Origin of the sequence: Facklamia sp. 7083-14-GEN3, assembly GCF_024742075.1 — a bacterium.
Lineage (GTDB): Bacteria > Bacillota > Bacilli > Lactobacillales > Aerococcaceae > Facklamia.
Map to the genome: position 1 here is coordinate 14,354 of NZ_JANSGD010000002.1, position 22,729 is coordinate 37,082.

A 22,729-nucleotide genomic window follows, 5' to 3' on the forward strand; every position below is an offset into this window, starting at 1 on the left:
GTCTATTTATTTCAGTGATTCTTGTCTATTGCTGTTCTAATTGACCAACCATAAAAAGGCAGGTATGAAATTTCAATAGCACCGACATCTTGCGTGTCTAAATAATTAAGACCTCTTTTTTCTAATTTTTCAATTGTTTCAATATGAGGATGATTATAAAGATTTTTCTTACCGGAAGATATAAGAGCTAATTCTGGTTGCAGTTGGTCTAATAATGCTTCACTAGTAGATGTTTTGCTGCCGTGATGACCTATTTTTAAAACATTTATTTTTTTACTTGCAAAAAGTTGTAAAAAAGACTTTTCTAACTCAACTGGTAAATCCGCCATATTGAGGAATTTTTTATCATTAATTAAAAAAGAAGTGATTAGAGAAGAAGCGTTACTATGATCATCTTTTAGATTAACAGGTATGTCCAAACTAAATATCTCAATTCGATTATCTCCTAATCTCATCTTAGTTCCCGGATTTAAGATATGGTGCTGGGTCTGATTAGGAATTTCATTTGCCATGGTTTGCCATACTTCAGACTCTTTAGTGAATTTTGAGTAATACAGATTTTTTACATTTAATTCTTGGAAGAGTATTAATAAGTTGCCAAGGTGGTCGATATCAGGATGAGTAATAATGACACCTTCTAAACTAGAAATTCCTTGTGCTTTTAAAGATGGAATTAAATTTTTAAAAGCAAATTGAGTATCTATTCTATTATTCTCCTGAAAACTAGCCATCTTGCCACCCGTATCAACTAACCAAGCTTCTTTTGAAAAAGCTTTTTTATAAAGCAAAGCATCTCCTTGTCCTACATCTAAAACTATGATTCGCTCTCGAGGATCAAGATAAGGGTAAAATAAAATTCCGATTAAATAGCCAAAAATTAATAATTGCCAAGCCAATTTTGGTTTGCTTTTTAAAAAATAAAACCACATAATAGCTAAACAGAATAAAAAGATTGGTAAGAAAAAGTTTCCGCTTCCTAATAAGATTGTCACATTTTCTATAGCAGAATGAAGCGGAAGGAATTCCCACATTCTTTGGAAGACATCAGATAAGTAAGTAATGAGCTTTAGTAGAGCTGGTTAATACTGACTAACATTCAATAAAATTGTGAAAGTAAACATGCTTGGCAGAATCCATTTTTCGAAGATAGGCGTAAATAAAAGCACGACTGCTAGTTGTAAAAAATTAATGGGATAAGTACTTGAGAGTAAAAGGGGCCATGAAAATAAGAAACAAAATAAAGTTAGTTTACTTTTTTCTTTCCAAGTAGTTGAAAAGCTATCGACTATATTTCCTTGATAAAAATAAATAAGATAAGACATTAAAAATGATAAAAGAAAGGCTAAACTTTTTATATTGAAGGGATTAATAAGCAAAAAGGCGATATAAATCACTGACAAAGCGTCTAATGAAGAAGGTGGCCAATCAAACTTTTTTCGTAAATCGTTAATTAAAATAACTGCCATAGAACGGATAACCCCTATAGGCCAAGCTACTAACCAAGCAAAAAGAGTTAAAAGTATGAAATTGATGTTTTTACTTACTAAGGGAGAAATACCTACTCTTAATAAGAAGGTATTGAGAAGTCTTCGTAGGTAGTTAACATGAAAACCTGAAATTGAGAAAAAATGTAAAATTCCTAAAGTCATAAAGGCTTGTTTGTAGTCTCGATAAACTGAAGAGTTTAAATTAAAGAGTAATTTATTATGAATACTAACTAAGGGAAGCTGACTGCACTTTCGCATATAATGGGTTAACTTTGCTCTAACATTAGCAAGAAATACTAAAGGATAGTTAAATAAATCAGATTGATTCAATGAAATTTCTTTAATTTTCTTTACTTCCAATTCCCAGACAATGCCTTTTCTTTTTAAATAGCTTTGATAATTAAAAAGATCAAAATTACGGTTAGGCTCTATTGGTTTAATTTTTCCTTCTACTTTTGAACGATAGGAAGTTAACGTCAAGTCTGGCAAGTCTTCTTGAGAGTCTTCATCATTCCAATAAGTCAGTGTCACAGGTATAGTTATATTATTTTTGATAAATAAGTGGGCTTCGCCATAAAAAGTATTTTCATTTTGTTGAACCTGATTAGGATTGATAGCTATAGTGGCTTCAATTTTCTCTTGTTCATTAAAGATAGAAAGTTGTTCTTGCAACTTGTTTTCTAAAAACCGATGTCTTGCAAACACTACCAATAAAAAAAAGACAGCTAAAATGTTTAAGGCCTTATTATCACACTTAATAATTCGTATAAGACTCAAACAAAATAGAATGAAGAAAGATAAGGTGGAGTGTATAAGAAATAATAAAAATAAACTAATTAGCATCGCAATTAAAGTCCAGTGATAGCGACAACTTCTCAACATATTCATTGCTAAAACCCTACTGTAATAAGATCCTTTAATCCTTCAAAGGTTTTAGGACCGATGCCTGACACCTGTACAATCTCTTCAATGTCTTTAAACGAGCCATAGTCTTGACGATATTGAATGATTTTTTGCGCTTTAGATGGACCAATTTGTGGTAAAGTTTCTAATTCTTCTTGATCTGCTATATTAATATTAATGAGAGTTTGCTTCTCTTCTTCATTAGAAGCTCCTATTAACATTAAGTCATTGTCTAAAGCCAATGTTTTTTGCTCTGATTGCTCGTCTGAGATCAGGGTGTCCCATTCAGACTGACTATATACCGTGACCATCATCTGGTCTTCTAACAATAAAGCTAAATTTAAACTGTCTTGTGCCGCATCTTCAGTAAAACCTCCAGCCTTTTCGATTAAATCAATTAAACGTGACCCTTGCTGTAATTGATAGACTCCTGGTTGTATAACCTCCCCCTTCAAATCCACATATAGTTGATTTAGTAAAGTAGTCTCGTTTTCTTGACTGGTCATTTCTATAGTTAGCGTCTTATCTTCTGCTTGTATGTCTACAGTATCGTTTAATATATTATTTTGGTTCAGCAGCATAAAAATACATGCACAAGCAAACATTATTAATACCAATGGTTTGTTTGTCACTTTTTCCCAAATAGATACTTTTTGGTTTTCTTCAAAATAAGATTTCATGTCTTTCCTCCTTACTTGTCGACTATAAATACAAGGAGAAATTCTTAAAGGTGCTTTAAAGGCCCCCAGCTTCAAAATACTGGGAGCCTTTAGATTAGCTATTGATATTTATTATCATTGCATCTTTTTAGCAAGTGCTTTGGCAACATTTGGAGGAACCATTTGCGAAATATCTCCGCCAAAATGTGCTATTTCTTTGATTAAACTTGAGCTTAAATAACGATATTTTTCATTGGCTAACAAAAGAACTGTCTCAAGGCCTGGCAATTGCGTCCTGTTAACAGTCGCAATGTTGGCTTCAAATTCAAAATCTTGTGCCGAACGCACTCCCCGAATAAGGGAAGTCGCCTTAACTTTTTGATAGTAACTTGCGATTAGACCGTCTTTTAAGTAATCAATTTTTACATTTTTAAATGCTGCTGTAACATCTTCGATTAAAAGCTTTCGCTCCTCAACCGTAAAGACGGTCTTTTTTGTGGTATTCACTGCGATTAATACGATTACTTCATCAAATAATTGGCTAGATCGCTCGATCAAGTCTAAGTGTCCATATGTTAAGGGATCGAATGAACCTGCAAAAACACTAATCTTTTTACTCATGCTTTTCATTCTCCTTACCTTGATATTCATAAATTTGAATCACTGTTATGCCATATTTTTTGTTTTTTAATTTAACAAAGTTTGGAATTTCTTTTATAGAGTGTGCTTCATCAGCTTCATAAACGACTAAGCATTTAGGCTTAAGAAAGTCGTTAGTGATTAACCACTTTAAGTCTTCCTCAACTCGACTTTCAGCGTAAGGCGGATCTAAAAATACAAGGTCAAAGCCTCGCTTGTTATCTAAACCCCAATCTAATAACTTGGAACGGTTTTTACCACTTAGAAGAACAAACTTTTCTTCTTCTTTTGTTATCTTTATATTTTCTTTTATCGTTAAAATGGCTCGCCGATCTTTCTCACACATAACGGCACCCGCCAACCCTCTTGAAACAGATTCTATGGCTAGAGCTCCTGATCCAGCGTAAAAGTCTAAACAATAGCCATCAATTGGCAATCGAGTAGCTAAGAGGTTGAACATCGATTCTTTTATTTTATCGGTTGTAGGGCGTGTGTTTTTTCCAGGAACTGCTTTCAAAGGACGTGAACGATAACTTCCCGCAATGACTCGCATTATACCACCTACTTATTATCTTTTGCTTCTGGAACAATTTCTTGGGCGAGATCTTTAAAGAACTCATCAAAGGAAACATCTTCTTCTTCGTCAGATTTTAAATCAGGATCTATCCGATCCTTTATGGCATTTTTGAACGTCATATCAATATCATCTCGGTATGAAACCTCTACTTCCCGAACAAAATTTAAATTTCGTAAAGAAGTTAGGGTTTCATCAATCTGAGAATCATTAACATATACTATAGCATATTTTAAACGTTCGCTCAGATAATGTACTGTTCCATATTTTCTTAATTGCTTCCATTGTTTCAGGGTATATAACCACACAACAATCGATTTCCTTTTAACTGTTTCAAATGTCATTAGCGTCCACCTTTCAAATTAGAAACCTTGGAGAGACTAGTTGTTTGTTTCATTCGAGCTTCTTCACTGATAAATTTTTGAACAATACCTATCATCAATAAATTTGCCACCATACTTGTACCCCCATAAGATATAAAGGGAAGGGTCACACCAGTAAGTGGGATTAAGCTTGTTAATCCTCCAATATTTACAAATGTTTGCGTAAACAACAAGATAGCAAACCCAGTAATACAAATACGGTGAAACAGTTTGCTCATCATACCGGCTGTTCTTAATAGGTAAAAAACTAAGCCGAGTAATGTCAAAATAACAACGGTTACTCCTAGCAGTCCTGTCTCTTCTGCTATCACTGATAAAACGAAGTCTGTATGAGCTGCAGGGAGCATTTCTTTTACTACTCCTTGACCCAAACCCACACCGAAAAGGCCACCATTAGCGATTGCTTTATACGATTGAATGACTTGATAACCTGTCCCATGTTGATATTTAAACGGATCAATGAAAGATCCCAAGCGCTCAAATAAGTGGCTGCCAGAAGCGACAAAATCATCCGCAAAGTATTTAGAAAAAAAATAAAGGGCGATTAAAAAAGTCATGAAGCTAACAATAGAAAGTAAATTTTTCTTCTTAGAAAGGTAAAAAATCATAAATGGACTGTAAGCACAAAAAATAATGAGAGCCAATGTTCCATAATCTGGTTGCTTAAATATAAAAAAACCAGACAGTACCATTAATATAAAAGGAAATTTTACATTCCAAAAAGAAGACTTTTCTAGAGCTATCAGGTAAGTTCTTTTGAAATAAATGATTAAACGACTACATGTAAGTACCACCATAACTTTAAATAACTCAGAAGGTTGAAAATTATAACCATAAACATTAATCCAAGAAGAAGCCCCTCCCCCTTCTTGGCCGAAATAGGTGGCATAAAAAATTAAGACCATTGTTAGAAAATTTAAAACGTTAAGTAAAAATATGTTAGTAAACCATTCGTCTGGAACAAGCCGTACGAGTAGAATCATGCAAAAGCCAATCAGCATTGACAGACCCTGCTTCTTCACCATACCTAATGGGTCTTGTGACATAGTGGAAGAAAAGACCGCTAAGAGGGAGAATAGTAACAATACAGCGACAATAAGCATCAATAGCTTATCGCCTTTACCATATAAATCAAAATTTTTCTTAAAAGTTGTAATAAATCCCTCTTGCTTCTTTGCTTTAGAATCTAATCCTCTAGGTTTAGGAGTGATATATAAGACTTTGTTTTCCATAATTATTCCTCTCTAATTCACTAAAAATATTATAGCATAAAGCATTCATGGTGGGTATTTATGAAAAAGAGATATCAATTTCCATTAATAAAATTAAAATTAAAAAACACTTACTTTTCTTAGGTCTAATGACTTGGAAAGTAAGTGAAAACTATATAAATAGTTTCAGTAAAAACTTTTTGATTTTTTATTCAAAATATTATGCTGAAAAACGTTCAGCTACTTTATCCCAATTAACAATTGACCAGAAAGCCTTAACATAATCTGGACGTCTGTTTTGATAATTTAAATAGTAAGCATGCTCCCATACGTCTAATCCAAGTAATGGAGTTAATCCTTCAGTTAAAGGATTGTCTTGGTTAGGTGTGCCTAAAACTTTTAATTTTTCGCCTTCTTTAACTAACCAACCCCAACCCGAACCAAATTGACCAGTAGCTGCTTTGGTAAATTCCTCTTGGAATTTTTCGAATGACCCAAAGTCTTCATCAATCTTTTTAGCTAAGTCTCCTGAAGGCTTGTTATCTTCTTTAGGAGCTTGCAATGATTCCCAGAACAATGAATGGTTATAATGCCCACCACCATTATTACGGACAGCTGTTTGAATGTCACTTGGAAGCGATTTTAAGTTTTTAATGATTTCTTCAATCGATTGATCGGCATATTCTGTTCCCTCAACGGCTGCGTTTAATTTTGTTACATAGCCATTATGGTGTTTAGTATGATGAATCTCCATTGTTTTTTGATCAATAGCTGGCTCTAAACTGTCATAAGCATACGGTAATTCTGGTAATTTGAATGTCATTTTAATTCCTCCTAATTTCATTTGTTATATTCATATTATCACGCCTTAGTAAGCAGTCAAAGAAATATGCTTACACTTTTACTTCTATAGATAATAAAAAACCAAAGTAGCGATGCCACTACTTTGGCTTTATTTGATCCTATTTCTTATTTTTCTTAGACTTTTCACGTAAGGACTTATCTAAAATTCGCTTACGTAAACGAATGGATTCCGGGGTAATCTCACAGTACTCATCATCTGCCATAAATTGAATAGCTTCTTCTAAGGTCATTTTCTTAGTCGATTTAATGACTGCTGTTTGATCTTTATTAGCAGAACGCACGTTTGTTAATTGCTTAGCTTTAGTGATATTAACTGTTAAGTCATTCTCACGATTGTGCTCGCCAACAATCATTCCTTGATACACTTCGGTACCTGGTTCAACAAAAATAGTTCCGCGGTCTTCTAAGTTCATGATGGAATATGTTGTTGCTTGACCACTATCAATAGATACTAAGGTTCCATTACGACGTTGACCTAATTCAACATTAATCATGGGACGATATTCATCATAAGTATGATTCATGATCCCATAGCCCCTCGTTAGGGACATAAATTCGGTTGAAAAACCTATCAAACCACGAGCTGGAATTGAAAAGACCAAACGAATCTGGCCATTACCAGAATGTACCATATCAGCCATTTCACCACGACGATTACTAATGGCCTCAATAATACCGCCCATATATTCTTCAGGAGTATCGATTTGTAGACGTTCAAAAGGCTCTGATTTAACACCATCAATTTCTCTAATAATAACTTGTGGACGAGATACTTGGAATTCATATCCTTGACGTCGCATATTTTCGATAAGAATAGATAAATGCAATTCACCACGACCAGCCACTCGGAAGGTATCTGGTGAATCAGTCGGGATCACATTAAGGGAAACATCCGTATGCAATTCTTGCATCAAACGATCTTCTAAATTACGAGCAGTAACGTATTTTCCTTCACGACCTGCGAAAGGCGAATTGTTGGTTAAGAAATTCATTTCAAGTGTTGGTTCATCAATATGTAAAAGTGGCATTGCTTCTGGATTTTCAACCGAAGCGATTGTCTCTCCCACATAAATATCATCCATTCCTGATATTGCAATCAAGTCACCAGCCATGGCTTCTTTAATTTCAATTCGATCTAAACCTAAAAAGCCATATAATTTAGTCACACGGAAATTTTTCTTAGAACCATCAATCTTAATAACGGTTACTGAATCACCGACTTTAATTTTACCTCTGAATACCCGGCCGATTCCAATTCTACCGACAAAATCGTTATAATCCAGCATGGTCACTTGGCATTGTAAAGGTTCATCCGAATTATCAATGGGTGCAGGAATATGCTCAATCACTGACTCAAAAATTGGATCCATAGTATTCTCTTGATCTGCTAAATCACTTGACAGTGAAGAAGTTCCATTAATAGCTGAAGCATAAACAACAGGGAACTCTAGTTGATCATCATCTGCGCCTAATTCAATCAATAAGTTAAGCACTTCATCAACAACCACTTCTGGTCGAGCCGATGGCTTATCGATTTTATTAACAACTACTAAAGGAGTTTTCCCTTCTTCTAAAGCTTTTTTCAAAACAAAGCGTGTCTGAGGCATGGTTCCTTCATAGGCATCCACGACTAGAATGACTCCATCAACCATTTTCATTATACGTTCAACTTCCCCACCGAAGTCCGCATGTCCAGGAGTATCCATAATATTAATCCGTGTACCTTTATAGTTTACAGCTGTGTTTTTAGCTAAAATCGTAATCCCACGTTCACGTTCAATATCATTTCGGTCCATTGCACGGTCATCGATTTGAGCCCTTGCATCTAAAGTATCTGATTGTTTAAGTAGCTCATTAACCAAGGTTGTTTTACCATGGTCGACGTGGGCAATAATTGCAATATTTCTTAAATCATTTCTTATTTTCATTAAATTCTCCTAATTTTCTTTTAAATTGACTATCTGTAAAACTTCCTCATAAACTGCACCATTGCAAAAGATTCCTGGGTTAGCTGTTAAAAGATTCAGAGCTTTTCCATTAGGTTGACTGTATTTAAATCCTAAAGATTCTAAAATAGCAACTCCCGCTGCAAAATCCCAAGGCATTAGTCTACTTGCTAAATAAAAAGCTGATTCCCCTCTAATAACAGAAATCATTTCATAAGCTGCACAACCATAAGATCTAGATCCTAAGGAAGCACGTAAAAGATCTTGACTATTGAATTGGTTTCGAACTAAAATGTGGGCATTTGTAACCATCAGTGATTCTGATAAGGAGTTAATTTTTAACGGCTGCAAAGGACGGTCATTTAAATAGGCACCTTGCCCTACGATTCCATAATAAAGGTCTTCTTGCATCACGTCATAGATGTAACCCGCTAATGGCTGACCATCTACATAAATACCAATCATGATACCGAAGAAACGACCTTGCTTAACAAAATTTAAAGTGCCATCGATAGGATCTATGATCCATAGAACTCCTTGAGTATCCTTAATGGAGTGACCCTTTCCTTCTTCACTTAATACCCGATGATCCGGATAGTGAATATTAATTTGTTGGGTTAAATACTCTTCAACTTCTTTATCCATTCGCGTGACTAAATCACTAGCGTTCGTTTTTTCTTTCACCATTAAATTGGTATTTAAGGAAGCAATCAACGAGTCCCCCGCAGTTTTTAACCAAGACATTACACGTTGATGTATTTGAAAATCCATATTGACCTCCTAAGGCATTTTTAAAGTTTGAGATTCTTTCAATGTTTTAGCTTTTTGCATACATTGATAGATAGAGTACCCTGAAGCCGTTTGAAATTTACGATCAATTTGTTTTTCTTCGCTTATCGAATTGACAATTTCTTTAAAAGCCCGGTACTTATCTTTAATCCGTACTACTTTAATTCCTGTTTCATAGGCGGATTCAACAGCTGCTAAAAATTCAACAACAATCGCAATTTCTTGACTCGACCAATCTTCATTTAATGGATAAGAATAATTAGACATATTATTGCACCTCCAACAAATTCATTTCGGTTAATACTAATATAACGCATTTTTGCGTAAATGAAAAAGTATTTCGAATATAAAACGTTTTCTAACACTAATATTATGAAATTTTATTCACAGAGAGAAACTTGAGTCACTTGTTAAAAGAATTGACTAAGCGTTCTAACTTTTATTAGAATTAATAAATAAGAATCAGAAATACTCTACGACTACCTTAATATTTACCTTTAGAAATATTTGTGCTATACTGAAAAATCGATTCAATCAACTTCTTTATAATTTTATAAGAAAGGAAGAACTTTGTGACCCGTAATAATGAAACAATTAAAACAGTCTCCAAGCAAACGCCTATAGAAACCGAATCGGTCTCAAAATTACTGAGACAGTTTGCAATCCCTAGTATTATAGCTAACCTAGCTAACTCTCTTTACAATATAGTGGATCAAATCTTTATTGGACAAGGAGTTGGCTATTTAGGAAATGCTGCAACCAATATCGCTTTCCCTATAACAACTATTTGTTTAGCGATTGGACTACTAACAGGAATCGGAGCGGCGGCTAACTTTAATTTAAATGTCGGTCGAAAAAATTATTTAACCGCTCGGAATACTCTTGCAACAGCTTTTGGTTTCCTGATTTTATCAGGGATTGTGCTCGCCTTCTCAGTCTTTTGGCTAGCTGGCCCACTAATGGCATTTTTTGGAGCCACCGAACAAGTTTATCCCCTCTCCGTTCAATATGTCCAAATAATTGCTATCGGCATTCCTTTTTTTATGTTAAGTATTGGTGGTGCTAACCTTGTAAGAGCGGACGGGAGTGCAAAATACTCTATGGCTAGTATTCTTCTCGGTGCAATGATCAACACAATCTTAGATCCAATCTTTATTTTTGTCTTTAATTGGGGTATTCGCGGAGCCGCTTGGGCAACTATAATCGGCCAAATAGCCTCCGGACTCTTTATTCTTGCCTATTTCCCAAAATTTAAACAAGTCAGCATCACTTTCCGTGAAATTACAATTCAATTGAAAGAGCTTTTAGAAATATTTAAACTAGGTGTCAATGCTTTGGTCTTCCAACTTTCGAATACGGTTGTCCAAATCATACTCAATAATACGCTAAAATTTGCTGGGGCTAGCTCGATATACGGTGCAGATATCCCAATCGCTGCGGCCGGTATTACTATTAAAGTCAACACCTTGTTCCTCGGTGTTGTAATAGGAATCGTTCAGGGTGCACAACCTATTTTAAGTGTCAATTATGGAGCTAAAAATTATCAACGTGTAAGAGATACATTTAAATTGGAAATGAAGATCTTAGCTGTTTTTTCTTTATTAATGTTTATAGTTTTTCAAACTTTAACACGTCCATTAATAAGTATCTTCGGTAATGGTGATGATTTGTATTTTACTTATTCCGTACATTACTTGCGCACCTTTTTATTTATGACAGTTATTGCAGGTATGCATATTGGAATGGCCAATCTTTTATCAGCTATCGGCTTTGGATTTAAGAGTGCAGTGTTAGCCTTGAGTAAACAAATCATATTTTTACTCCCTCTTATTCTCCTTTTTGGTCATTACTTTGGCGTAGAACTAGTTCCTATGGCGGCGCCAATTGCCGATGGATTAGCTTTTATTCTAGCTAGCTATGTCATCTATCATCAATTCAAATCAATGCCAAAAAATGATTTGGGGACATTACCTTCTCGCTAAATCTTTAACTATACTAATCTCAAAATTTTAAAACCCATGCATAAATTTATGCATGGGTTTTAAGTTAATTATGTTATTTTACTATTAAATGTAATGCCTTCAGATGAGTAAACAAAAACCCTGACAACTTCTGTCAGGGTTTTAAATATATTACATATGAATTGGCATACCTAACAACTAGGCATACACAAATTTATATAGCGTTATGTTCAGCTTTAAATAAGGGTTTTTAATCAAAAATGAGAAGAAGTCTTATACAAAAATATATACTGTTATATACTTTTTGCCCCTTTTTTGCCCCTTTTATTCATAGTGACTATATTCGTACTTGCCATTTTCAATGGTAAAGAAAAATTTATGCGGTATACCATCAGCGCTATATTTCCTGGATATCTCGATAAAGTTTTCATTCCTGGAATCCATAGCTTTTATCATATCATCAATTAGTATGTATATTGGATAACCATAAGTACAAAGTTGCGTGAAGTCTGATTCAAATCTTAAGTGTTTGGGTGTAAAGAAATTATATTCCATGTCATCTCTCCTTCACTTGAATTATAGGAACATTTGTTCTTGATGTAAACAAAAATAACCCCACCTCCGATTAAGGAAGTGGGGTTTGTTTTATAATTTGGTAGCGAATTGTTTGCCACCAACTGCACCAATTTTTACGAATCTTTGTTTGCCGGAGTAAGAGGTGTATTGTCCCCATACCCAGCCATCGCGATCGAACACTTTTTCCAATGAAACGGTATCGTCTTTGTCGTACATGTAACCATCTTTTGAAACGGTATCTTTGCCCTCGTACGCCTCGTTACGCACCCAAACTTTAGTGTTGAACTTGTAAACGCCGACCGACTTCGGTATTTCTACCGGTTTCTTCTTACCGGTGTTCAATTCATCTTTATACTTAGCGACTTCTGCCTGCACAGCTGAATAATTATAGCCGGCTTTGGTTAATTTATCCTTGCGTTCTTGACCGTTACCCCAATCTCCACGATATACTTGTTTAGCAATCTCCCTATTCGTCAATTTAGGTGTGGTGTTAGGTGTTTTCGGTTGCTCTTTGATGTTTTTATCAATGTAAACTATACCACGCTGAGAATCGACTAATTTTCCTGTTTTGACGTATAACTCCAAATCAGCTTTCCAAAGCTTCCACTTCTTCCAGTCGTTAGCCATCCAGTTACCCGGACAAGATTTTCGGCTTGCGTCATAGTGTCGAACCACATGAGATAACGGCACGTTGTACTCTTTCATTAAATGAGCGAACACTAAAATAGCTTGCATTCTTGTGTCTGGGTGGAAGTCCCATTCCCACGCATTGCGTCCGGTTGAGGTGTCTTGGCAAAGTTCAACGCTAATTGAATTGTCATTACTGATTCCATATCTGCCCTGACCGTCTCCAACCGCCCACGATACGCGGTTGAAAGGTACCACTTGCACGGTATAATTCGGGTCAATAAACAAGTGAGCTGACGCATAACGCATTTTATTTTTGAAAAAACTAGCGTTGCCGTAAGCCTGGCCTGCTGCGCCGACAAAATGAAAGACCAAGTATTTAACTCGGTCTTTACTCATGTATCCGCCCATATTGACATTGGTTATCTCTTGCTTGAATGGTCTTAGTTCATATTTACTCAATCTCTGCACCTCCAGCATTTATCTTCTCGCCAGTGTGATAAAGCCCGGTTGCTGTTGCCCCGTATAACAACCCTTGGAAACCATGAACAAAAATATCTTGGCCATAATAAAAACTATAAAAAATACCCAATACAAAGCCGATTAAACAAGCTAGTAATGGGATATATTTCGAAGGTGTGTATTGTTTCAACAGCTCCGTCAAAATCATAGTTGCAGGTACGATAAACATATTAAATTCCATTTTATTTCCCCCTGTTATATAAAATATTAATTCTTTCTTTGTTAACAATAATGTTATCTTCGTTTTTACCGATTCGAGTTTCATGTTCTTTCAAAGTGGCACGAATATTACGTCGATCTTCTTCCGCTTGTTTCATACGTGTGTTCCATAACTCCAACTCATGTTTAATATCTTTTAAGGTGTTGTTTATGAGATTCACTCCTTTGTATGCACCAACGAACATACCTATTAAAACTGAGATAAGAAACCACCATTCTTTTACAAAAAATAACATTTCTTTAATCCACATAATCTACTCCTTCTTTCAAATTAAAAAGCACCCCGAGAGGTGCTTGAACTTATTATTCAATGATTAAATCTTCTGCATCCATCAAAATTAATTGCTCTTTAACAGCTGGTTTCAGCATGTTAGGAACACGCTTATAACTATAGTTGCCATTCACGATATTAATTGCCATTAACATTGCCATCATTAACTTCACCTCCCTCAGAACCTTCAGCATCTTTAATCATTCCTTTCATTTGCTCAATTAAGGGGTATACCTGCTCAGCCATTTCAAACAAAGCCATATTCGCCATTTGAGTCTGGTCCTTAGATTCTTGAATCGCTTTCTGCATTTCTTTGAATAATTCTTCAAACTTTTTCTTCGATTTTTCCAATTCATCGACTTTTTGTATCGCTTCTGGCATGGCTCGGTCAACAAATATCTTTTTGAAAACATCGTCTAAAGCCAAGTCGATAATTTCTTTATCCGTCTTATCATCAACACTTCCGACAATTTCGGCAGTTAAATATTGATAAGGCTCTTCACACGTTAAATTAACACGTGTTACATTCATTGGCTTGTCATAATATTTACTAGTTATTTTAAATATCATTTTCTCCCTCCTTTATAAGCGGCTCTAACATTGCCAGTAAGTAACCATCAATTTCTTTTGGTAATTCATCTAAGCTAATTTCAATCAGGTCAATATCTGATTCTTGATCTAGTAACTTTTCTTGTTCAGCTAGAACTAAATTTTCTAAATCAGCTTCTTCTTGATTGTCTGCTTTAAACTTTTCAATAGCCGATATGACTACCTGCAATTCATCCCCAATACGAGTTCTAAATTTGATTATTTTAAAAGCTATACGAGTGTCCAGCTTTTCATTTAGTAATATTCGTGTTGCATTGTAGATTTCATAAAGATTTTTTAGTTTCATTGTTTCCTCCTAAACTATATTGCCCCAGCCATTTGCACGATATAAGCGATTAATGATTGCTTTCAAACTAACGCCATTTAGCATAATTTCATCTGTAAACAAATTTGACCAAGTATTTCCAGTTCGACCAAGAGTTGCCTCGCCTTTATCTTTGTGATACGACGGATATAACTGCGTTTTTTCATCTTTTGATTTCGCTAAGTTCATCCAGATATTATTTTGATAGGCAGCCTTATCTCCAGTATTAGTGAATTCAATCAAATCCGCTATCAATTGCACACGGTCAACGTATGGTGTTTTCTTTGAGTTGAAAATTCTTAAACCAGCGAAACCACCATCAGTAGTAACGTCATTGTTCAGTCGGTTTGACCCAATAGCGGTAGAAGCCACCTCGACAATTTCCGTTCCATCATTTGAATAAACTTCATCTAATCCAAATTGTACAAACTGGTTAGGGTATCCTGTTCTAATTCTTCGAATTGCAGGATAATCTGTGTAAAAATCTAGCGCTCCTGAATTTAAATCAAAACGAGTGGAGCTATTTAACGCAGTTAAAACCCCACCGCGCATATTTATACCCGACAGAGTTCCCGAAACAATGGAATTAGCATTAAGATTAACAACGTTAACGTTATTTGCGTTTAGTGTCCCGGAGGTAATCTTATCTGCACTTAACTCAATAAAATTAGCAATTTGTGCAGATAGTTTCTTCGCAAACACATCACCATCTAAATAAATTTTGCTAGCTTTTATCATTGTTTGATCTTTTGATTGATTAATTGCATTAACTATTTCTCCCGCACTGTTTTTTATAACACTTTGGATACTGTCCGAGTTTTGTTGTAAAAGCGTTGAAAAATCATCAATAGAAACAATCTTGCTTGAAAATATATCTGACCCCATAACCATTTCAGCAAAGTAGTTGTTGTCTTTAGTAATTTCTACTGAGCCTTCCGAAGTTTCAGCAACATAATAACTTGAGCCATCATCTCGTATGTATCGTCTTAACATACCTTCTGAATTCAATTTAATAAGGTTCTTAGTGTTCTCTCCGCTAGTTGAAATAGCAAACTCTTTCGCATCCTCAATAAGGCGAGAAAGCAACGTCTCTTCTGAGGAGTTATCTTCAAAATCAGTAGGCGTTTCACCTTTTTCGAGTTGAGTCTGTGTGAAATTAATGTCGCATATTTCATTTCCATATATACCGTTATCAACAGCAAGCTTATCATCAGGAGAGGTTGGGATAAATGTAACGTATTTTCTTGCGCCGTCTTGCTTTATTTCTAAGGGTTGTCCGTTTAATGTTATTTGCAATTAAAACAACTCCTTAAACAATTGTTTTACCAATAGCAACATCTAATTTATTAAAGAAATAAGCATCTTTCATTATTACGTCCATTTGTTCTTTTGGAGGCTCTTTACCAAGACCATAAATTGATGTCAAGTTAATAGCGACTGCTCTATAAACGTTGATAACGGCTCCTGGGTTCGCTCCGATAGCAAATCTTGTTTGTTCCGGCTGGGTGAAATTTGAGGACCCTATATCGCTTAAAACCTCTCTTTTTGTAGATAACGTTTTAGTGATTACCTTTTGGTATCCAATGCCGACCTCAATTTCAGCACCATTACTGCTGGACACCTCAACAAACAAGTAAATTTTGTTGTTTGGATTATCACTTATTGAATCCTCTTGAGTAAAGTGGTTGCTGCTGCTTCTTATTAAAGGACCAGTTCCTGTGAACTGAGCTCCGTTAGCTATTTTTCTCCCTTGAATAGAGCTTGAAACATTCCAATAATTCAAGTTATCGCTAAAGTCACCATTTTTAACAAGATTCACTAAAGTTTTAGGATATAAGATAACAGTCTTGGCTAAAATGTTGCTTTCTATGTCTTTTAAATCTTCCTTAGTAGGAATTGACTCTTTATCAACAGAAAGCGTATCACCTTCTTTAGTGAGACCTTTGCCTACTTGAATAACATTCTGCTTCTTATCAATCTCAGTTCTTAGTGTTTCGTCATTAATAAATATATGAGTATGACCTTGAACAGTCATATTTTCAGCACCGTTCACTACTAAATCTTCAATATAGCGACTGACTCCATCTTTAATTAATTCCACTTGATAAGTACCGTGTTCGACATTATCAAAGTGAATGGTATTATCATCAGAAGTCATTTCATAACTTTTGCCTTCTGTGTTTTTGTTTGTTAATTTAACAACTATCGCCATTTTATTCCTCCTCAAAATTGACCGTAACTGAACCAAGGCCGATGCAATTTTCTTTTGTTTCAGACCAACTTAAGGTGTAAGGTCTACCGACTATGAAACCTTCGCCATTGTGCCCGACAGTTACCTTTTCATATTTCGGTAACTTAAAATCAGTTAAACTCTTTCCTTTGATTTTAGGGTCAGGTCTTTCAATAACATTCAACCTGTTTTTGCTGTACGTTACTTTCCCATCTTCACCAATAACATCCATCGTTAAATCAGAACGATCTTTTAATTCTTCAATTGCTTCAGCAGATTCTTTTACTTTTTCTACGGATTCAGAAATTCGTTCTTCTGAGTCTTTGATTTCTTTAGAAAGAGATTTTGCTTGTTCGTCTATCCTTTCGAATTCAACATCAATCTCTCTTCTGAAAGTTTCGGTATCCATATATTTGACCCAGCTATCTCCGCTCCAAAAATACATTCGCATATACTTACCGTTAGGTTGCCACCATTGATCATCCACTTTAAACCCGCCAATTGGTGGTTTAGGTTCAATTTCATTGCGATAAATTTTATTGATGCCGTTGGATGATAGCATGATTGTTTGAGTGTTGTTCTCCACCTTCTCAATTCTGCCAGATAAATCATCAACGATAGTTGATTTTAAGCTGTTTGACAACGTTCCAATTGTAAGCGATATATACTCTTCTTTAATTGGGTCCCACTTAGTAGCGACTACTTTTGCGGCGTTATCTCGGATTCCTAATTTAGGAAAGATAAGTGTTAAAACATCGCACAGCTCAATCGTTTCAGCTTCCCTTAAGTCACCACCTTCAAGCGTTTGTGCTAAGTCCACAAACTTAACTTCCGTGGAAACTTTAGGGATACCTACCCTGTTTGATTTAATGAACTGTTTAGCAAGGTTTCTTAATTTGTCTTGCGTCACTTCCTCTTCGTGTTCGAAGTTGCTGGAAAAGTCTTTTACGGCAATCCGTCGCTGTGGATAGTTATTTACATACTCAGAGTCAATGTATAATTCATCAATGGTATAAACAACTTCATCTTGAACTGCGTATGGATAGATACTGGTGTAAGTTTCATCGATTGTTTCATCTTGTTCAATATCGGTTAAGTTTTTGCCATAGATAATAGCAGCGGCGCTCTTTCGCCCCATACTTGACCATAGACGGATGACGTTATTATCAAACTCATATTCGCCGCCCCATATATCGAGAATAGAGCCAGCAACGCCTCCCAAAACGTTTCTAGCGTTCTGCATTTTATCAATGCGCCAATTAGCGTTGTTTGAGGTGGTGATGTCGGACCATGTTTCAAAATTGTGTTCTCCAACCAGATTGTTTTTCCATATGGTTAGCGCTGCATTTGCATCTCCTACTACTCCGAATTCTGGTTTTAGTCCCAAACGCTTAGTACGATACGAATAGTGCTGCGCATAAATTTTAATCTCTTGATTGTTTATTTTTTGAGTTCGGATAACATCAAAAAGCTGGCCCTTGGTTCTTGGACCAGATGACATTTTTAATATTTTCCCTTTTTCAATTACTTCTGCATTTAAACCGTTAGTTGGATAGGTTCCCTCAAAAATATACTGGCCATTTCTTTCTCTCAAAACAAATGTTGTATCCTTCTTGAAGTCGGTTAACACACCCAGTCCAAGGTGCTTAAAATCAGTTTCATTTGATTTGTAGATAGTTATCAAATTCTAACCCCCCAATTTGGTTTAACTCGTAGTGTAAAGTCGTCGTTATCCCAAGTGATTGTATTGTTTCCCGGAGATAAATAGATAAAATCAGAATACATACGGTCATATTGTGATTGATTCAAATAGGTAACATTTTTCTTTTCCATATCGATGGTTATTCCGTTAGTCACGTTTCTTAATACTAGTTTCTGACTCCCCACGGTGACAGTTACGTTACCGGTTCCCTTTAATATAAAGGTTGGTTGTGCATTCTTGTTATTAGGGTTGAACAACGTTTCACCATTCGGAACATCTACAAAAGATTGTCCACCTTTGTTGTACTTGATTGGATGCATTAAGAAGTTAATAACGCCTTTGCCAAATTTTCTAGTTGTTTCAGTGACATCAAACCCCTCAATCACAGCCGCTTTATAAATGTATTCTTTATCCCAGCTGAGCTCTAAATCTTTAAAACCCTTGACTCCTAACCACGATGACATCCGCTCTTCTCTTAATACGATTGTTTCTTCACTGTCCTGTGGCACTCTAATAGAAAAAGGAAAAGGGCGTTTAACTGGGTTCATTCTATCGTTATCCGATAACAAAACGCCATCACGACCCATTACCTCTATTTGTTCCATGTCATTGGAAGGAGATTCATATTTCGATTGATTGGCTACTATCACATCAAAGTCCAACGATGACGTTCCGTTGAAAATAATATAAGGCAAATTATCCATCTAAACGGTCTCCTTCCCGCTTCGTAATCCAAGTGAATTGTTTAAATAAAGATTCTGCATCACTATCAGTAGAGTTATAAAAATTTTCAATGTGTAAGGTTGGATTGTATCCGCCATTCACACCTTCTCTGTTAGCAAGGCTTGCTGTTTGCATTGTATTAAACGCTAAAGCACTTTCTAATTGAGATTGAGGAAGACTCACTCCGCTTACAGAGCCAGAAACTGCGTAATTCAATTCAGTTCCCATTGAATTTTGAATCATACCAGCTATTCCCGATACAGACTTTTTAACCTCGCCGTAGTTGTTTTCTAAACCATTAAGCAAACTGCCCATAATTGCATTACCAGCAGGGATCAAGAGTTTCTTATCATAAGAGATTGGACCTTTATTTCTTCTAATCCAATCAGCAATACCGCCAACAAAGTTTTGAACTCTTCCCCAAGCTGATTTCAAACCGCCTAAAAAACCATTCATAATAGCGGCACCTGCGCCCGAGATATTGATATTCGCCAACCCTCTAATTGTGTTAGCCACGCCGTTAATAATATTTTTGATTGCACTTCCTACATTTGAAACGGTATTTTTGAAACCGTTGAAACCTGTTTTTACGGCATTAATAGCGCTGGTTATTAAACTCTTAGCTGAACTCATAGCAGACTTCATTGCATTCCAAGCTGACGTGAAGCCACCTTTTAATACGTTGGTTGCTGCTTGCAATCCGTTCCAACCAGACTTAATAACGTTGACTGCCCCACTTATTAGGCTCTTACCTGTATTTATGGCTGAGCCGATATTTGACCAAGCGCTTTTCACAGTAGCGCCTAAGCCTTGAGAAGCTGTTCCAAGATTAGAAAATATACCGATAACATAACCGACTTTTTCAGCTATAACACTTAAAACAGGTTGGAATTTTTTCAATTGTCCCACTAACCACTCAACCGCAGGAGTTAAGAACTCTATAACTTTTGCTAAAGCATCAAAAGCAAATTGTAACCCAGCTAAAACTCCTGAAAGAACACCGCCTAAAAACGAACCCATAACTTGAAAAGCGGGTGTTAGTCCACTTGCGATAACAGATATTAATGGTTGAGCAGCGTTCCAAAGATTAACGAAGGAATTTACAATCCCTTCAATCGCCGGAGATGCCACTGCTGCAAAACTTGAAAATCCAGCTTGTAATGCGGGAATGATTGCTTCTGCTAAATCAGTAAACCCACTAAAATCAAGTTGAGTGAGAGCGTTTTGTATCACTTCTACAAAAGGTAATACAGCCGCCCCTACTTGAGAGAACAACCTCGGTATTTGTCCGGCCATTGTTTGAAAAGAATTTAATAGCGGTTGAAGATTGGCACTCATCTTTGAAGCGAATTCGCCCACACCATTATTAAAGCCAACACCAAGTTGATTCATTAAATCTTGTCCAGCTTTCATAAAGCTAGGGGTAGCTGCCGATATAAACGTACCAATAGCACTAGGGAGACCTTTTAAAATATTTCCTACCATTGGAATTAGATTTCTGAATAAGAAATCAGAAACCGTCTTGGCTAAAGCTGATAAAGCCGGTTTAACATCTTCACCTAACGAAAGATTCCCCATAACATTTTGCCAAGCAGCTTTCATAGCTCCTAAAGATCCACTAAATGTTTCAACGGATTCTTTGGCAAAGTTACCTGAATATTGCTGAGTGCGTTCCATAAACATTTTCATGGCTAACTCTGCTTTTTCTGCCTGAGACGCAGTATTCCACTTAAAGTTTAAACCTTTTTCAAGCGCATAAGCTTCTAAAGTGGTGGCATTCATGGCCACACCTAAGTTGTCCATCATTGTGAAGTTACCTTTTGCAGCTCCGGCAATAGATTCCATCGCCATTGTAGTGTCGATACCCATTACGGATGCCACATCAGCAGCTCGTTGCATAGCTTCGGACGTTAAATCTAACGCTCTTTGTTGTTCTAACCCAGATCCTTGGAATAACGACCCCATTTTATTGGCGGTAGCCATATAGTTCGATGCAGAAAGCCCCATGTTTTTGTAAGCATCTTCTGCTGACTTTTGAATTTTTTTGGCGTGGTTTCCAAATACAGCCTCAGTACCCCCTAAGTTTTGTTCGAGTTCAGCGCCTTCCATTAAGGAAGATTGGAATAGTTTGCCTATCCCAGCAGCCGCTACAATTCCGGCTGCGGCTTTTACTAAACTTTTGCCAAAGCCAATACCAGCAGTTTTGCCTGCTGCTAGCGTTTCTCCGCCCATTTCCTTTTCAATTAAAGACTTAATTCCTTTTGCTGACGGCATTATCTGGACATACGCTTTTCCTAAATCAGTTGCCATTAATTACCGCCCTCCATACTCTCTATTAATTGCATACGATATTTTTCAAAATCCTCACCAGAAGTGAAAGTCTCGACTTTACTTTCCTCTGGTTCTTTAGTTAACAACTCAAAAATAGATTGAGGTCTGTTCTTATTCTTTTGGCCATCTTTTGTTTTAAACCATGTTTGAATAGCCAATTGATCCATTATGCTAGCTAGCAGCATTTGTTCAACTGTTATCTTCTGGTCTGACATTTTCATTTTTATTCTTGAGTTATCACGCAAACCTGCAGCAAAAACGGCCACCATTGTTGCTGGTAGCCGTCTATATTCGTAGATATTATATGTTTCTGCTAAGTCACAAATTAAAGCTTCTTCATCGAGAGCTATCATTCTAGCAAGGATTGTTAGTTTTTTACTTCTTTACTTTCTGAAAATATATCCGCAATTTCTTTAGAAATCACTTCTGCATCAACTATACCGTCTTTATCACGGACATGCTCTTTCAGTTTATCCATTTGGTCTTTACCTAACAACATCTTCATCGCTTTAGGTAAAAGGAATGGATTTTCATCTACTTCTGCAAAGAACTCTAAAAGTTCATAGTTATTTAGTTGCTTGTCGTCGATTTCATACTTAAAGCCAGTTTTAGTTTTCCCTGTAATCACTATTCAGTTTCCCCCTTAGCTTTAATGTATTCGTAGTGAGTATTACCGTTCTCGTCTGGCAATCCGTCCACAGTTAATCCGTAACCAACCACTTCGTCGTCTTTATAAACGATTTCACCAAGGCTTGAAGTGGCTGCGTTAGGGATAACCATACGCTTGACAATGCCACCTTTAAGGACCGTCTCAACTACCAATACACGGTTAGGCAATTCTTTCGAATTAGCTTTTACGCTGATTCCCGTTGATAGGTCGCCTTCTACGTTATCCGGACCAAAAACTTCTTTTAGCACATCGACGTTCAAACTTTCAATTAAAACATAAGTGAAGGCGTCTGTTTTCTCAGTTTGAGCGACCATTACAATGTCGCCACCCCAAGCCTTTATCTTTTCAGATTCCATGGCTAATTCGTTAGTCAATCCATCTTCTGATACATAACCTAACGGCTTAAACGCCATATCCAATCCACTTGTTGCATCTGTCGGTAACGTTGTTCCTAATGGGGCTGTATAAATAGCGCCACCTAGTTTAGGTTTTGCTGCTGTTACTTTTTTTACATCTGACATGTTTTTCC

27 protein-coding genes are annotated in these 22,729 nt (G+C 36.2%); 1 reads left to right on the plus strand and 26 read right to left on the minus strand.

Features of this window, described 5'->3' with window-relative positions:
* Positions 1-11: 11 nt before the first annotated feature.
* The 11 genes from NW240_RS04565 to NW240_RS04615 all read right to left on the minus strand — a co-directional run bounded on the left by NW240_RS04565 (position 12) and on the right by NW240_RS04615 (position 9,722).
* A complete protein-coding gene (locus NW240_RS04565; RefSeq protein WP_258436298.1) occupies positions 12-992 on the minus strand; it encodes a ComEC/Rec2 family competence protein in 981 nt (326 codons plus the stop codon).
* A gap of 87 nt (positions 993-1,079) precedes the next feature.
* The gene (locus tag NW240_RS04570; protein WP_309302397.1) at positions 1,080-2,375 is read right to left on the minus strand and encodes a ComEC/Rec2 family competence protein; all 1,296 of its coding nucleotides are present in this window, start codon (positions 2,373-2,375) and stop codon (positions 1,080-1,082) included.
* Positions 2,376-2,377: 2 nt separating this feature from the next.
* Positions 2,378-3,070 (minus strand): helix-hairpin-helix domain-containing protein, encoded by a 693-nt coding sequence (locus tag NW240_RS04575; protein WP_258436300.1) that lies wholly within the window; start codon positions 3,068-3,070, stop codon positions 2,378-2,380.
* Between the two features lie 114 nt (positions 3,071-3,184).
* Complete coding sequence (coaD, locus tag NW240_RS04580; RefSeq protein ID WP_258436301.1) at positions 3,185-3,670, minus strand: pantetheine-phosphate adenylyltransferase; 486 nt, start codon at positions 3,668-3,670, stop codon at positions 3,185-3,187.
* Positions 3,663-4,241, minus strand: coding sequence for a 16S rRNA (guanine(966)-N(2))-methyltransferase RsmD (gene rsmD, locus NW240_RS04585; RefSeq protein WP_258436303.1), 579 nt, complete (start codon positions 4,239-4,241; stop codon positions 3,663-3,665). Before rsmD ends, coaD begins: the two co-directional genes overlap by 8 nt.
* Before the next feature lie 8 nt (positions 4,242-4,249).
* The gene (locus NW240_RS04590; RefSeq protein WP_258436305.1) at positions 4,250-4,606 is read right to left on the minus strand and encodes a YlbG family protein; all 357 of its coding nucleotides are present in this window, start codon (positions 4,604-4,606) and stop codon (positions 4,250-4,252) included.
* Complete coding sequence (locus tag NW240_RS04595) at positions 4,606-5,877, minus strand: FtsW/RodA/SpoVE family cell cycle protein (protein WP_258436306.1); 1,272 nt, start codon at positions 5,875-5,877, stop codon at positions 4,606-4,608. Before NW240_RS04595 ends, NW240_RS04590 begins: the two co-directional genes overlap by 1 nt.
* A 199-nt stretch (positions 5,878-6,076) precedes the next feature.
* Positions 6,077-6,679, minus strand: a complete 603-nt coding sequence (locus NW240_RS04600) for a superoxide dismutase (RefSeq protein WP_258436307.1) — start codon at positions 6,677-6,679, stop codon at positions 6,077-6,079.
* 139 nt (positions 6,680-6,818) lie between these two features.
* A complete protein-coding gene (gene typA / locus NW240_RS04605; RefSeq protein ID WP_258436309.1) occupies positions 6,819-8,648 on the minus strand; it encodes a translational GTPase TypA in 1,830 nt (609 codons plus the stop codon).
* A gap of 9 nt (positions 8,649-8,657) precedes the next feature.
* Positions 8,658-9,437 carry an inositol monophosphatase family protein gene (locus NW240_RS04610; protein ID WP_258436310.1) on the minus strand — a complete coding sequence of 260 codons (780 nt, stop codon included), beginning with the start codon at positions 9,435-9,437 and terminating at the stop codon, positions 8,658-8,660.
* Positions 9,438-9,446: 9 nt separating this feature from the next.
* Positions 9,447-9,722 carry a UPF0223 family protein gene (locus NW240_RS04615; RefSeq protein WP_258436311.1) on the minus strand — a complete coding sequence of 92 codons (276 nt, stop codon included), beginning with the start codon at positions 9,720-9,722 and terminating at the stop codon, positions 9,447-9,449.
* A gap of 305 nt (positions 9,723-10,027) precedes the next feature.
* Here NW240_RS04615 and NW240_RS04620 point away from each other — a divergent pair, with 305 nt between their 5' ends.
* Positions 10,028-11,437: an MATE family efflux transporter gene (locus tag NW240_RS04620; RefSeq protein WP_258436312.1), complete on the plus strand. Its 1,410-nt coding sequence runs from the start codon at positions 10,028-10,030 to the stop codon at positions 11,435-11,437.
* A 303-nt stretch (positions 11,438-11,740) separates the two neighbouring features.
* Here NW240_RS04620 and NW240_RS08565 read toward each other — a convergent pair whose 3' ends face one another.
* From NW240_RS08565 to NW240_RS04690, 15 genes are all read right to left on the minus strand, one after another.
* Positions 11,741-11,971 (minus strand): DUF5960 family protein, encoded by a 231-nt coding sequence (locus tag NW240_RS08565; RefSeq protein ID WP_396134564.1) that lies wholly within the window; start codon positions 11,969-11,971, stop codon positions 11,741-11,743.
* A gap of 90 nt (positions 11,972-12,061) precedes the next feature.
* On the minus strand, positions 12,062-13,081 hold the full coding sequence (locus NW240_RS04625; RefSeq protein WP_258436313.1) for an N-acetylmuramoyl-L-alanine amidase: 1,020 nt from the start codon (positions 13,079-13,081) through the stop codon (positions 12,062-12,064).
* Entirely contained in the window at positions 13,074-13,322 is a 249-nt protein-coding gene (locus NW240_RS04630; RefSeq protein WP_258436314.1) for a holin, read from the minus strand. The genes NW240_RS04625 and NW240_RS04630 overlap by 8 nt, the downstream gene beginning before the upstream one ends.
* 1 nt (position 13,323) lies before the next feature.
* On the minus strand, positions 13,324-13,611 hold the full coding sequence (locus tag NW240_RS04635) for a hypothetical protein (RefSeq protein WP_258436315.1): 288 nt from the start codon (positions 13,609-13,611) through the stop codon (positions 13,324-13,326).
* 52 nt (positions 13,612-13,663) lie between these two features.
* Entirely contained in the window at positions 13,664-13,795 is a 132-nt protein-coding gene (locus NW240_RS04640) for a hypothetical protein (protein ID WP_258436316.1), read from the minus strand.
* Positions 13,770-14,201 (minus strand): hypothetical protein, encoded by a 432-nt coding sequence (locus NW240_RS04645; protein ID WP_258436317.1) that lies wholly within the window; start codon positions 14,199-14,201, stop codon positions 13,770-13,772. The genes NW240_RS04640 and NW240_RS04645 overlap by 26 nt, the downstream gene beginning before the upstream one ends.
* Positions 14,191-14,526, minus strand: a complete 336-nt coding sequence (locus NW240_RS04650; protein WP_258436318.1) for a hypothetical protein — start codon at positions 14,524-14,526, stop codon at positions 14,191-14,193. Before NW240_RS04650 ends, NW240_RS04645 begins: the two co-directional genes overlap by 11 nt.
* A gap of 9 nt (positions 14,527-14,535) precedes the next feature.
* A complete protein-coding gene (locus tag NW240_RS04655; protein WP_258436319.1) occupies positions 14,536-15,840 on the minus strand; it encodes a gp58-like family protein in 1,305 nt (434 codons plus the stop codon).
* Between the two features lie 13 nt (positions 15,841-15,853).
* Complete coding sequence (locus NW240_RS04660) at positions 15,854-16,756, minus strand: hypothetical protein (protein WP_258436320.1); 903 nt, start codon at positions 16,754-16,756, stop codon at positions 15,854-15,856.
* Position 16,757: 1 nt separating this feature from the next.
* Positions 16,758-18,458: a phage tail spike protein gene (locus NW240_RS04665; protein WP_258436321.1), complete on the minus strand. Its 1,701-nt coding sequence runs from the start codon at positions 18,456-18,458 to the stop codon at positions 16,758-16,760.
* Complete coding sequence (locus NW240_RS04670; RefSeq protein ID WP_258436322.1) at positions 18,455-19,180, minus strand: phage distal tail protein; 726 nt, start codon at positions 19,178-19,180, stop codon at positions 18,455-18,457. The genes NW240_RS04665 and NW240_RS04670 overlap by 4 nt, the downstream gene beginning before the upstream one ends.
* A complete protein-coding gene (locus NW240_RS04675) occupies positions 19,173-21,509 on the minus strand; it encodes a hypothetical protein (protein WP_258436323.1) in 2,337 nt (778 codons plus the stop codon). The genes NW240_RS04670 and NW240_RS04675 overlap by 8 nt, the downstream gene beginning before the upstream one ends.
* Entirely contained in the window at positions 21,509-21,883 is a 375-nt protein-coding gene (locus tag NW240_RS04680) for a DUF5361 domain-containing protein (protein ID WP_258436324.1), read from the minus strand. The genes NW240_RS04675 and NW240_RS04680 overlap by 1 nt, the downstream gene beginning before the upstream one ends.
* Positions 21,884-21,897: 14 nt before the next feature.
* Positions 21,898-22,158, minus strand: a complete 261-nt coding sequence (locus NW240_RS04685) for a hypothetical protein (protein WP_258436325.1) — start codon at positions 22,156-22,158, stop codon at positions 21,898-21,900.
* On the minus strand, positions 22,158-22,721 hold the full coding sequence (locus tag NW240_RS04690; RefSeq protein ID WP_258436326.1) for a phage tail protein: 564 nt from the start codon (positions 22,719-22,721) through the stop codon (positions 22,158-22,160). The genes NW240_RS04685 and NW240_RS04690 overlap by 1 nt, the downstream gene beginning before the upstream one ends.
* Between the last annotated feature and the right edge of the window lie 8 nt (positions 22,722-22,729).